Source organism: Flavobacterium sp. NG2 (assembly GCF_034119845.1).
In the GTDB taxonomy this organism is placed as follows: domain Bacteria; phylum Bacteroidota; class Bacteroidia; order Flavobacteriales; family Flavobacteriaceae; genus Flavobacterium.
The window spans coordinates 1,675,279-1,688,666 of sequence record NZ_CP139420.1 but is presented as its reverse complement, the minus strand read 5'-3'; the positions used below and the strand labels follow the sequence as shown (position 1 = coordinate 1,688,666).

Here is a 13,388-nt window from a genome sequence, read left to right as displayed (position 1 = left end):
AAATAGAAACCAAACTAATTTGAGACCTAAGATTACTGCATTAGCCATAACTCTAAACGAAGAAACAAACATAAAAAGGTATGTGGAAAGTTTAGATTTTGTTGATGAAATTATCTTTATTGATTCCTTTAGTACCGATGCTACAGTAAAACTAGCAACAGAATTAGGTGTTAAAGTCATTCAAAATAAATTTGAAGATTTTTCAAGCCAACGAAATTTTGCCATTGAACAGGCCAAAAACGATTGGATTGTATTTTTCGACTTGGATGAAATCATCTCACCAAAATTAAGAACCGAAATAGTAAATGCTATCTCACAACCTAATAACTATAAGGCATACAAAGTCAAGAGAAATTTTTACTTTCTTGGCAAACATATAAAATATGGAGGATGGCAATCAGACAAAGCTATCCGAGTATTTAACAAACAAATGGGGAAATACAATGGCAATTTAGTCCATGAAGGTATTACAACTAGTCATCGTGTAGGACAATTAAAGGAAAGTGTTGATCATTATAGCTATAAAAATTTTGACACTTACAAACAAAAACTAAATTTATATAGTGATTTACAAGCTGAAACACTTTATAACAAAGGGGTAAAACCAAATGTTTATCATTTTTTTATACGTCCTTGCTATCGTTTTTTATGGCAATACATCTACCGCTTAGGCTTTTTAGATGGAAAAGAAGGTTTTATTCTAGCTTACCTCCATGCTTCTTCAGTATACAATAGATACATAAAACTATCTATGAAGCATAAGGAAATTAATTAAATTAGATTACAAAGTCTAAAATGGCTTGTAGTCATTTCTACCTATTAAAGAAAAAACATAATAATCAACTATGAGGCACATTCATAATAACACAAAAAGTTGTTTTTCAGCAAAATAGGTATTATTTTAGAAGAAACAAACCCCGAAATTGCTCAAAACGAGTCAAAAACGGGGTTTTCTTTTAAAGTGTGATGGCAAAAATAGTACGTTTAAGCGAATTTCAATACAAATTTTCAATTTTTACTATCAATGAAAATTTTGATAGTTTTTACGCCCAATTTTTAAAAACGGATTTGGGTAAAATATACCTTTCAATGCCTTTTTCTGAGCTTAGTCAAGCCTTCAAATTGAAAGATTCTAACAAAGGGACTCATTGTTATTTTAGTCCCAAGGGTAAGATTGCCCTGATGATGTTAAAAAATTACTACGGTTGCTCGGATAAAAAACTTATTGAGCTTTTGAACGGTAATATTTTCATGCAGTTTTTTTGCGACATTCTAATTCCTATAGACAAGCCCCTGACTAATTTTAAAATCGTGAGCCAAATCAGAATGGAACTCTCCAAAGGTTTAAATATTCGAAAGAGTCAAGAAATATTAGCTAAAAACTGGATTCCATTTATGAGTGATTTGGATAAAATTTTTACCGATGCCACTTGTTACGAAAGCGAGGTACGCTTTCCAACTAATCAAAAACTACTATGGGAATGCGTACAATGGAATTACAAACAAATGGAAGCCTTATGTGGTATGTTAAAAATCAAGTTACCAAGAACCAAGTATTTGGATTGGTGTAGACGCTATAATGAATATTCTAAAAAAGAAAAAAGCAATCAAAACACCGTACAAAAGTAACCAGAGGACTGTTGAAATTATTGTACAAACTTAACGCTGAACTCAATAAAATTGAGAATCAAAATTCTTTTGAAGCTACTAAAAAATACAAAAACCAACGTTCTCTAATCGCTAAGGTGTATCAACAACAGTCTCAAATTTTTAAAACAGGCAAAAGTGTTCCAGATAGAATAATAAGTATTAGTAAAAGCTATATTAGACCTATTGTAAGAGGTAAGGAAGTAAAACAAGTTGAATTTGGAGCCAAAGTCAACAAAATCCAAATTGATGGAATTAATTTTATAGAACATATTCAGTACAGAGCTTTCAATGAAGGTACACGTCTTCAAAGCACGGTTTTTTGCGCTCAAAACTTAACCAAAACTAAAGTAAAAATGCTTGGTGCTGATGCAATTTATGCCACCAATAAAAATCGAACATTCACCACTTCAAACAACATCCAAACCGATTTTGTGCGAAAAGGAAAAGCTGGCAAAAATGAAGAACAGCGTAAAATCTTAGCTAAAGAAATCAAAAAAGAACGCTCCACTCGATTAGAAGGAAGTTTTGGAAAAGAGAAAGAACATTACAATCTAAAAAAGATAAAAGCCAAAACCCAAAAAAGTGAAATGCTTTGGATCTTCTTCGGAATACATACAGGAAATGCCCTGGAAATAGGAAGAAGAATTCTCAAGCAGCAACAAATTTTAGCAGCCTAAAAAAACAAAAAACACCTCCGTGGAGAACGTGCGTCTAGTCAATACCTAAAAAAGACTTTTTTGATACATCAGAGTCCGTGAAAAATAAAAATGACCAATTTTGAAACTCTAAAATTTGGTCATTTTTTTATTTCTTGCAAAAAAGTAGGCTTACTTCTGAATGTGCCTATGAGTCACTAAAAAAATATACCATTTTTTTTATTAAAACTCCCAACCATATTAAATCTTATTCTAATTTCAAATTAATAAGACTTCGCAATACTAACTCTTAAAAGCATAAATCAAACCGTAAACAAATACTAAAAAAAGAACCTACGCATTCGTAGAGATTTGTTTTCTAAAAAATGAATACAATTTAAAAATAATGTTCAAAATTTGAATTACTTTTTTTCCAGATAAATTTAAACCATTGCCCAAAATTTTTAGAAAACAAAAAAATCTTAGAAATTTTAAGTTTAGATTCAGAAACCATTATTTTCTTTATTTCAGAAATTTCTCTAGTTGGCAAATAATCTAATTTTTTCCAACGTTCTGGTTCAACATAATAAAAGTTTTCAAATTGACTATAGTTCGTGTCATCAATCATTTTCCATTTTTCTAGAAAATTCTTATCCACTTCATTACTATGCCCCCAATTCTCAAGTTTATATAACAGCTGCTCTTCTGTACGTGCAATTGACTCATGAAGTACTAAATTATCAAAATAAATTGTCCTTTCGTTAGTTCTTCTTGCGCATTTATAATTAGGATAGTTAGTTGCAAAAACAGACTTCATTGGTTTATTTACATATAATATACCTTTATCTGTATACTTATAAATTATTAACCAAAAGCATGCAAACTGTACTTTGTTTTTCTCGGGGTTATCTAAATAATGATTATATTTTTTTATATTTTGAACAAAGCTACCAAAGTCGATAAAATATTCATCACTATCAATTTGAATCAACCAATTTCCAATCCCCATTTTTAAAGAAAGTAAATGACGTTCTCTTGTGTCATTTTGGATAGCTGTCAATTCAGGAATATAGAAATTATCTCTGTAAATTTCTATTTTGTTATCTACATCTAATTCTTTTAACCATTCATAAAAAGAATCGTCAACTTCAAATTCATTGCCAGACCACGTTTTTTTATTAATATCCTCTGCAATAAAAATCTTGTCTGCTGCGCTATAAACAGGCGGAATAGACATTTTTAATTTTTCATAATCATATGAAAGGAGAAAACCTACATGAATTTTCTTCATTATTTAACTTTTAAAATAAATAGAATTTGACACTTATCAAATCCCTCACTCTTCAAGGACTGAAACTTTGAAAGTCCAAAAAAAGTGAATACTAAATTCCATATTCAAAAACTTGTTATATAAAAAATAAGTAATTATTTTGTTTCACTTTACATGTTCAACTTTATAAAACAATACTTTTAATAATACAACTTTCAAATAAAACCATTATAATGCATAAAAAATTATCAAATGAAACTTCTTAAATCTATCTAAAGAATTACGAGAATTAAATTCTTATTATAAGATTACACGTTAAATTATCAATATCCTAGATTTTCTTTAATCAAAAAGTCGTTATAAAAAAGACTTTATAATTCGCGAAATTACGCAATAAATTCCTACCCTAAAAAATACTAGAAATTAATATCAAATAAGCAATTTATTAAGGACTAAAACTACTATTATTCAAATTACTTCCGTTTATTTTTGCAATACCACCAATGAAAAATTAAACAATAAAAATATTTTCAACTTTGCAACTAACCTTTTTTGGAACTAAATAGTGCCAAAAAATTAATAATCCCTTTGAAAACTTTCCATGGAGTTTTAAAGTTTTTAATGTATAAAACCTGTTGTATTCTTTTTGATTTGATATCACTTACTTTATCAAAATCCTCAATAAACATTGGAAAATATTTATCAAAAACAGCTACTTTTTCTTGTTTTGCAATATGCCTGTATTTATCCAAAGATGAAATACCTGTAAAATCATAATTACTAATAGTCATTTGCAAATATTTATAAGGTCTATTTTCTACACATATAGTATAAATAAAAAACTCCCAATCAGATACAATTCTATATTCTTCATTATATAAAAAGTAATCATAAAACATTTTCCTTCTGATGAATGTTGACTGATGATTGATACAACTAGAATAAAAGAAAGCAAACGACAATTTTTCAGGATAGTTTTTTTTTCGCTTTGAACTTGGCTTTACTTTATAATTATCACCATAATAAATATCATATTGATCAGTTAATAAAGGATTTACTTTTTCTAGGATACTATTTTCATAAAAAGTATCTCCACTATTCATAAAAATAACAAAATCGCCATTTGCTACCTTAATTGCTTTATTCATGGCATTATACACTCCTGTATCAGGCTCTGAAACCCAGTAATTTATTTTATCTGAATATCGCTCAATCAACTTTTTACTCCCATCAGTACTGGCTCCGTCAATAATAATATATTCAAAACCTAACCAAGTTTGATTTATAACACTTTGAATAGTTTTCTCTAAACCTACTTTGTTATTATAATTTATGGTAATTACCGAAACTTTATGACTCATTTTTTAAAAACTTAATATTTCACAAATCCCCTTTCTTTAAATAGAATAAAATATAATTATGCAAAAAGGAGTTTGTCGTAACTATATAGATACTCTATTTTTTGGCAATACAAGAAGGAAAATAGATATCCAAAATTTTAAAATGCGCCAAAGTATCTTATTTTTACTTATCCTAAACACCTTCTTAATCCTTCTATCTACCAATGTATTATACGACACAAAATCATCATAAAAAAGCGGAAAATGCTTTTTCATTATTAATTCTCGTTCTTGGTAGTACAAATGTAAATTTTCAGATACGGCAGAAATCCCTGAGAAATCATAATAGCAAATTGTTTTTTGCAGATGCTCATAAGTTTCATTTTTCTTACATAAAACATAAATGAAAAACTCCCAATCTGAACATATTTTGTATTCTATGTTATACATAAAATACTTAAAAAATAATTCTCTTTTTATAAAACTTGCTTGATGATTAATTCCTGAATTAAAAAAATGGGAGAATGATAATTGTGAAGGTGTTTTTTCTACCCTATCATACCCTTCTTGATTGAAATAAAATGAATCACCATACAAAATACCTATAGATTCCTTAAATTTATGATGAATTTCTTCCAATATAGTATTATTAAAAAAGAAATCTCCACTGTTCATAAAATTAACATAAGTCCCCCTAGCCAATTGAATTCCTTTATTTAATGCATCATAGACACCTCTGTCTTTTTCAGAAACCCAGTAATTGATGTGTTTTTCATACTTTCGAATAGTCGCCAAGCTTTCATCCGTACTTCCTCCATCTATAATAATAAATTCAAAGTCAGTCCAAGTCTGATTAATAACGCTTTCAATGGTTTTAATCAATCCTATATTATTATTATAATTAATTGTAATTATAGTAAGCTTAATTGTATTACTAGCTTCTGGTATACGGGAACTTTTCTTCTCCATCTAATCAATCCTTAATTAATAGCTCTTTTATACAAATCAAAACATCGTGAAGCGGCAGTTTCCCAACTAAATTGTTTTATACGCTCTATCCCCTTTAAAATATGCTCGTTTCTAAATTTTTCATCACTTAAAACCAAAGCAATCTTTTCTTTTAAATCCTTTTTACTAGAAACATCAAAAAAAATCCCTGCCTCACCAGCAACTTCTGGAAAAGAACTACAATTAGATAAAACTATTGGACACCCACATGCCATAGATTCTAGAACAGGAATTCCAAAACCTTCATACATCGAAGGAAAAACGAAACAACGGGCTTTTTTATAGAATAGGCCTAATTCTTCCTCTTCAAAATATCTTTGTTCAACTTTATTTTGAAGTCCTAACTGCTTAATAAATACTAATTCATCTTCTTTAAATTTTCCTCCTCCAGCACAAATTAATTTTAATGTTGAATCATTGACTAACAACTCTTTTATTGCCTCAACTAAAAAGCGAAAATTTTTATAATTATCTCTTGACCCTACGAATAAAATATAATTATCAGGTAAGTCTACAACTAAATTATCATTTATTTTAATCGAACTCCCATGGTGAATTACTTCAATTTTGGATTCATCAATTTGTGGGTAAACTTTAAGAATATCTTTTTTAGTATTATTTGAAACTGCAATAATTTTAGTTGCTTTTTCTATTAGTATTTTTTTATTAATAGTCACATTCCAAGGGTCTCCTACAAAATATTGAGGCATAATTTCATGTATCATATCATAAACTGTCAAGACGAAAGGTTTGTCTCCTATAAATTCCAAAAAATACGGATTATAATAAGTGGGAACAAACAAATCAAAATTAGAATCCTTAAAAGGTTCTTTTACTTGTTTTTCACTTATTTTTCTACTTAACGATCGAGTACTAATCCCAATAAAATTTAAAGTTTTAACCAAAGAATTTATTAGTTTTTTTTCTTTCATTATCAAACCAGTGTCCGCAACATAAACATTATTAGAACTATAAATAGGTAGTGTAATCGACAATTCTTTTCTTTTATTAAGACGACTAAAAACTTCGGCATAATATCTAGAGATACCACCGTAAGTTTGCATATTAAAAACCTGAGGATCAAGAATTATTTTCATCAATAATTAGTTTTTCAAAATTTCCTTTTGAGATTTTCTATTAATTCACCTCTAAAGTTTGCAAATTAACTAAATTGGCATAATTACCGTTCATTCTAATCAACTCCTCATGTGTCCCTTGCTCAACAATTCTACCTTTACTCATGACCACAATTAAATCAGCGTTTTGAATCGTTGATAAACGGTGTGCAATAACAATTGAGGTTCTATTTTCCATCATATTTTCTAGACCAACTTGAACCAATTTTTCTGATTCTGTATCTAAGGCAGATGTTGCTTCATCCAGAATCATAATCGGAGGGTTTTTCATAACGGCTCTAGCGATAGCTACACGTTGACGTTGACCTCCTGATAACATTCCTCCTCCATCACCAACAGGACTGTTGTATTGCTCTGGAAACTCCGAAATAAAATTATGTGCATTGGCCACTTTTGCAGCACTCACAATAGCATCCATACTCGGATCGTCAATACTCAATGAAATATTATTTGCAATTGTGTCATTAAACAAAATGGAATCCTGCGCCACAATTCCCATCTGTTTTCTTAAAGAATTGGTGGTAACATCCTTAATATTTACACCGTCAAAAGTGATGGTTCCTTCAGTAACATCATACAATCGAGTCACTAAATTCGCTAATGTCGACTTCCCACTTCCTGACTCTCCTACCAATGCTACTCGTTTCCCTTTTGGAACTGTTAGATTGAAATCTCTCAAAACATATTCCGAATCGTACTTGAACGAAACATTAGTAAATTTTATTTCACTTTTAAATTCAGTTATCTCTATAGCATTAGGATTATCTTCTAATGGATTGGTTGCGTCTAAAATAAATGCAACTCGCTCATAAGCGGCATTTCCTCCCATTAAGGCTTGATTCGCTTTTGTAATTGATTTGGCTGGTGTCAATATTTGATAGGCTAATCCCATATAAGCAATAAAAGCACTTCCACTCATGGTACCATCAATCAAAACTAATGTTCCACCATAAACTAACAAAATTGAAATAACAAAAATCCCTAAAAACTCACTCATGGGACCTGCCAAACTCATTTTGGCACCAATTTTATTATTCAGATTATTGATGTGCTCTGTGGATTTATAATAACGTCTTTTGAAAAAATTCTCAGAAGTAAAGTTTTTAATCACTTTTATTCCCCCTAAAGTTTCTTCAATATCAGATAGCAAATGACCTTCTAAAGAGAAAATATCCCCTGATTGGCTTTTAATTGACTTACTCATCTTGGAAATTAAAAACCCAGAAACAGGAAGGAAAACAAAAACAAAAATGGTCAATTTCCAACTAATAAATACCATTGACGCTAACGTAAAAACAATGGTAAGTGGTTCACTTACCATCATTAAAATACTTAAAAAAGCACTTTTTATCGTATTAATGTCAGAAGTCATTCTTGAAATCAAATCTCCTTTTCTTTCATTTGAGAAAAAAGATACGGGTAAGCTAATCACTTTTTGATACACATCATTTCTCAAATCTTTTAAAATTCCATTATTCAAATAGGTCATATATACTATCGAAATAAAGTTGAAAAGATTCTTTAATAAAAAAGTAGTAAGCACAAATACGACCATCCAAATCAAGGTACTCAGAGGCCCATTGCTTTCTGTATTGTGAGTTATAAAGTAGTTCAATGAATCTTCTAGAAATTGTTTATCTAAACTTTCAAAACCTTTATAAACTGGCTTTACATGTACTTTTTTACTATCCGAGAACAAAACTTTCATCAAAGGAAAAAGTGAAAGCATCGAAATGGCTGAAAAAAAAGCGTATAAAACATTGAAGATTATACTAATAATTAAATTTCTTTTATGGGGTATTAAGTACTTTAAAAAGCGTTTAAAATTTTTCATTGAATAACTTTAGATTAAAAAACAACCCAAATCTAGGTCTCTATTTTTGTGCAAAGATAAAATTAAAATAGTTTTAAAACTAGCTAAAACAAAATAAGCATATACCTACAAAAATAAGTGCGCCATGAAACATTTTCAGACGCACTCTTTTTTACTACGATTATATTTCAATAGTATTTACTGCACGGTTTCCACCAATCGAACGAGCTCGGCTTTATATCCATCCACATCTTTTGAAATTCCTTTTTTGGCCAAAGCCAAAATAGATTGTGTGTCTTTATCAGAAACCAACTTAGAATCTCTCAACTTCAAGCCAAACCAAGCTACAGCCGTGGTGAATTTAAAATCTTCAGACGCTGCTTTTAAAGCAATCGTTTTGTCATTAATGGTTTGAATCATTTCAATACTATTCTCTCCATCAGGTTTTTTATAGCGAAATTTAATCGTCGCCAATTCATTATTGTAATTTGCTACATTAGTCGTATTGGTATATTTCAAATCAGGCAAGCTATAGGTGCTTTCAATCCCTGTTGGAATGATTTCGTATAAAGCTGTAACCGTATGACCGCTCCCTAATTCTCCAGCATCTATGGCATCGTTTTTAAAATCTTCGGGACGTAATTTTCTGTTTTCGTACCCAATCAATCGATACGATTGGACGTGTTTAGGGTTAAATTCAATTTGGATTTTTACATCTTTGGCGATAGCAAACATAGACCCTTTGAATTCTTTCCCTAAAAAACGATTCGCTTCCTGGATGTTATCGATATATGCATAGTTTCCGTTCCCTTTATTGGCAAGAATTTCCATTTTACTGTCTTTGTAATTTCCCATTCCGTAGCCTAGACAAGTCAAGAAAACACCTGATTTTCGTTTCTCTTCAATCAAACTTTCCATGTCTTTGTTTGACGAACTACCTACATTAAAATCACCATCTGTTGCAAGAATGACACGATTATTTCCTCCTTTGATAAAATGCCCCAAAGCGGTTTTGTATGCCAAATCAATTCCTGCACCACCTGCAGTACTTCCACCCGCATTTAATTTGTCAAGTGCGTCAATAATGGTTTGTTTTTGGTCTCCAGTTGTTGGCGGCAAAACCAATCCAGCCGCTCCTGCATACACTACAATTGCTACTTTATCCTCTTTTCGCAATTCGTTTACTAAAATTTTCAAAGATTGTTTTAGCAAGGGCAATTTATTAGCACTATTCATCGAGCCTGATACATCAATCAGAAAAACAAGATTAGATGCTGGCAAACTTTCCGTTGGAATATTTTTTCCCTGTAAGCCTATTTTCAATAACTGATGTTTCGGATTCCAAGGACAATCACTGTATTCTGTATTGATAGAAAATGGATGTTTGTCAGTAGGTTGTGGATAAGAATACTTAAAGAAATTCATCATTTCTTCGATACGTACGGCATCTTTAGGAACTGCTTGACCGTTGTTGATAAAGCGTCGGATGTTAGTATAAGATGCATTGTCCACATCAATTGAAAAAGTCGAAAGAGGTGCTGACTTTGGCGTTTCAAACTGATTTTCGACAAAATTCTCATAGTCTTCTTGATTAGGCGTTGGACTTGGATTGATATTGATGGCATCCAATTTTGTTCTCAACTCTTTTTCGGTCATCCCCTTAAAATCGCCATTTTGGGTCGTTATCATTACGACACCATTACTTGCTCTATTGCCATAAATTGTAGAAGATGAAGCGTCTTTTAACACATCTACAGATTTAATATTTTTGGGATCTAATTTAGGTTCGTTTTCATACGGTACACCATCAATTATATATAACGGGGAATTATTCCCGTTAGTGGTCGAAATCCCACGAATCATTATCGAAGGCGAAGCGTACACTTGGTTAGCGCTCACAGCGACTCCAGCCACTTTTCCTTGTAGTGCTTGTTGCGCATTGGATCTAGAATACCTTTCGACAGCTTCACTCCTCACTTGCATTACTGAACCTGTAAAATCCTTTTTTTTCTGAGTTGCATACCCTACTACAACCACTTCATCAAGTGAATTTGCTGCCGATACCATTTTTACATTGATAACATTCGAACTTCCCACTTTTATCGTTTGAGAATTATAGCCGATGTATGCAAAAGTAAGATGGTCACCTTTTTTGACTGGAATGGAATATTTACCGTTAAAATCGGTCTGAGTTCCTTTTTGAGTTTCTTTGACAATAATGCTTACCCCTGCTAATGGGAGATTCGTATCATCAATAACGGTTCCTGTAATTGTGATTTCTTGTCCAAAACTTAGGACAGAAAAAAACATAGTTAGGGCTAATGAAATTAGTTTTTGACTTTTCATGGCAGTAGTTTTTTAAAATGTTAGTGATTTTTTTTAGCCACAGATTTTAAGGATTAAAAGGATTTTTAAAAGCTATGCATCACTTAAAAAAACCTGTGAGAATCTGTATAATCTGTGTTTTAATTTTATTTTTTAGTTTTCTTTTTCGTATTAATCAATACAACTCCATTTTTGGCTTTGTCTCCATAAAGGGAATTTGCTTTAGCATCTTTAAGAATTTCAAAAGAAACTACTTCTTTCGGATCTAAATCATCAATATTCGAACGAAAAACACCATTTACAACATATAACGGTTGAATACTATTTCTAGAAGGTACACAAATTCTGATTTCTGCTTTTTGAGAAACAGTAGTATCCTTTTTTATTGTATTACCTTCTCCAATTATTGATTGTTCCTGCCCAAAACTGACGACAGAAAAAAGCATAGTTAGGGCTAATGAAATAAGTTTTAAACTTTTCATGGCAATAATTTTTAAAATGTTAGAATTATTTTTTAGCTACAGAATTCAAGGATTAAAAGAATTTTTAAAAGCTATGCATCGCTTAAAAAAATCTGTGAGAATCTGTGCAATCTATGTTTAACTTTCTGTATTTAATTTCTATTTTGGTAATGGCTTTCCATTTTCAGTTGTGATAATGACCACTCCTTTTTTTCCTTTATCACCATATTTATCAGTCGCTTCCTCGTTTTGCAAGATTTCTAGAGTGACAATTTTCTGTTTATTCAGCGGTGCATAAGGGCTCGTTGGGTTTGTTCCAAAAAGAGATGCTTCACTATATTCAACACCATTTATGATGTACAAAGGTTCTTTTAATACAATTAGAGAATCAACCTCTTCATCATCCAGATTGGCAATTATTTCTTTTTTAGCTTCTTTAACTGTCTTATAATTAGCGCCCGACATGAGTTTTCCGTTCATCACCACTAATGGAGCGGCAGCACTTATTGGTTTTGCTAAAGATTCTGCTACAGTTTCGGGTGCTACAGCTTTTCCATAAGCACTTGTTACTTCAACAGCATCGTAGATTTTACCGCGATTGAACTGTGTACTTTTGGCTTTTTGTCTGTTCAAATCAGCCTTTTTCAGCTCCTTCTCTTTTTCTTCTGGAGTAGCAACAGCTTCTTGAAGGGCAACAACTTCATTTTTCTCGTCTTTAGTAACAACAACGGTTTGTGTTTTTTTAATCACTTTGGCAACAGCCACAGTATCAATTTCTGCCGAAACAATTGCTTTTTCAATTGGTTTGGGATTAGGTTTAACTACTGAATCTACTGTAACTATTGGACTTTCTTTTTCAACAGCAATCGAATTTGGTTTGCTTAATTGGTAGCCTAATGAAACTAATAATAAGATAGAAGCTGCAATCGCTAGCTTCTTCCAAACCTTCGATTTGGTTTCCAATGCTTTTTGGTCCAATTTATCTTCAATTCGTGACCAAAGCTTATCCATTCCTGGAAAGTCTTGGTGCTCGGCATTGTGAGCCGCTTCCTTGATTTTGTTTATGATTTTATCTTGATTGTCCATGACTAATTCGATTTTTTGTAATAAAGAGCATTTACTAATTCCTTCAACTTGGTTTTGGCGGCATTCAATTGTGATTTGGATGTCCCTTCCGAAATTTGGAGCATTTGCCCTATTTCTTTGTGCCCATAACCTTCAATCACAAAAAGATTAAAAACCGTTTTGCATCCTTCGGGAATGTGATTTAATAAATCGAGTAAATCTTCTTCTTCTAAATTAGTGACTTCATCGGTAAACGGTTGCGAAAGTGCATGCACATCATCGAGATACATATTAAAGTTGTTCTTTTTCTTTAATCTAGCCAAACACTGATTGACTGCAATTTTTCGTGCCCACGCTTCAAAAGCACCCAATTCTTTCAATTGGTCTATTTTTGTGAAAATGGTATAAAATGCATCCGCTAGAGCTTCCTCAATTTCTTCATCCTGTTTGAGATAGCGTTTACAACTCGCATAGAGTTTAGGCGCTAGTTGCTCATACACCTGACGCTGGGCATCACGTTGCATCTTTTTACAGGCTATTATTAGATTTTCGTTTATCACAATAAGGTCTTTAATAGTAAAGAGCGTAAATAAACAAAAAAGGTTGGGAGCGAAATGAAAATAATTTAAAAAAAGTTTTTTTGGAGCACATTATAAGCTGCATTTATGAAACATCCCTCCTGCTA

12 protein-coding genes are annotated in these 13,388 nt (G+C 31.4%); 3 read left to right on the top strand and 9 right to left on the bottom strand.

What is annotated here, in order from left to right; all coding sequences use genetic code 11:
• Positions 1-19 precede the first annotated feature (19 nt).
• The 3 genes from SLW70_RS07235 to SLW70_RS07225 all read left to right on the top strand — a co-directional run bounded on the left by SLW70_RS07235 (position 20) and on the right by SLW70_RS07225 (position 2,327).
• Positions 20-775: a glycosyltransferase family 2 protein gene (locus SLW70_RS07235; protein WP_320891422.1), complete on the top strand. Its 756-nt coding sequence runs from the start codon at positions 20-22 to the stop codon at positions 773-775.
• Positions 776-966: 191 nt separating this feature from the next.
• Positions 967-1,629 (top strand): hypothetical protein, encoded by a 663-nt coding sequence (locus SLW70_RS07230; RefSeq protein ID WP_320891420.1) that lies wholly within the window; start codon positions 967-969, stop codon positions 1,627-1,629.
• Between the two features lie 20 nt (positions 1,630-1,649).
• Complete coding sequence (locus SLW70_RS07225) at positions 1,650-2,327, top strand: transposase (protein WP_320891419.1); 678 nt, start codon at positions 1,650-1,652, stop codon at positions 2,325-2,327.
• Between the two features lie 355 nt (positions 2,328-2,682).
• On the opposite strand, the gene SLW70_RS07220 is transcribed toward SLW70_RS07225, so the two are convergent.
• The 9 genes from SLW70_RS07220 to SLW70_RS07180 form a co-directional block, all read right to left on the bottom strand.
• Complete coding sequence (locus SLW70_RS07220) at positions 2,683-3,576, bottom strand: hypothetical protein (protein WP_320891417.1); 894 nt, start codon at positions 3,574-3,576, stop codon at positions 2,683-2,685.
• A 521-nt stretch (positions 3,577-4,097) separates the two neighbouring features.
• Positions 4,098-4,916: a glycosyltransferase family 2 protein gene (locus SLW70_RS07215; RefSeq protein ID WP_320891416.1), complete on the bottom strand. Its 819-nt coding sequence runs from the start codon at positions 4,914-4,916 to the stop codon at positions 4,098-4,100.
• Between the two features lie 81 nt (positions 4,917-4,997).
• Positions 4,998-5,864 carry a glycosyltransferase family 2 protein gene (locus SLW70_RS07210; protein ID WP_320891415.1) on the bottom strand — a complete coding sequence of 289 codons (867 nt, stop codon included), beginning with the start codon at positions 5,862-5,864 and terminating at the stop codon, positions 4,998-5,000.
• Positions 5,865-5,875: 11 nt separating this feature from the next.
• Entirely contained in the window at positions 5,876-7,000 is a 1,125-nt protein-coding gene (locus SLW70_RS07205) for a glycosyltransferase family 1 protein (protein ID WP_320891414.1), read from the bottom strand.
• A 40-nt stretch (positions 7,001-7,040) separates the two neighbouring features.
• Positions 7,041-8,873 (bottom strand): ABC transporter ATP-binding protein, encoded by a 1,833-nt coding sequence (locus tag SLW70_RS07200; protein WP_320891413.1) that lies wholly within the window; start codon positions 8,871-8,873, stop codon positions 7,041-7,043.
• Between the two features lie 177 nt (positions 8,874-9,050).
• A complete protein-coding gene (locus SLW70_RS07195; RefSeq protein ID WP_320891412.1) occupies positions 9,051-11,198 on the bottom strand; it encodes a YfbK domain-containing protein in 2,148 nt (715 codons plus the stop codon).
• A 125-nt stretch (positions 11,199-11,323) separates the two neighbouring features.
• Positions 11,324-11,623, bottom strand: a complete 300-nt coding sequence (locus SLW70_RS07190; protein WP_320891411.1) for a hypothetical protein — start codon at positions 11,621-11,623, stop codon at positions 11,324-11,326.
• A 174-nt stretch (positions 11,624-11,797) separates the two neighbouring features.
• Complete coding sequence (locus SLW70_RS07185; RefSeq protein ID WP_320891410.1) at positions 11,798-12,724, bottom strand: hypothetical protein; 927 nt, start codon at positions 12,722-12,724, stop codon at positions 11,798-11,800.
• A gap of 2 nt (positions 12,725-12,726) precedes the next feature.
• Positions 12,727-13,227, bottom strand: coding sequence for a sigma-70 family RNA polymerase sigma factor (locus tag SLW70_RS07180; RefSeq protein WP_320891768.1), 501 nt, complete (start codon positions 13,225-13,227; stop codon positions 12,727-12,729).
• Positions 13,228-13,388 lie beyond the last annotated feature (161 nt).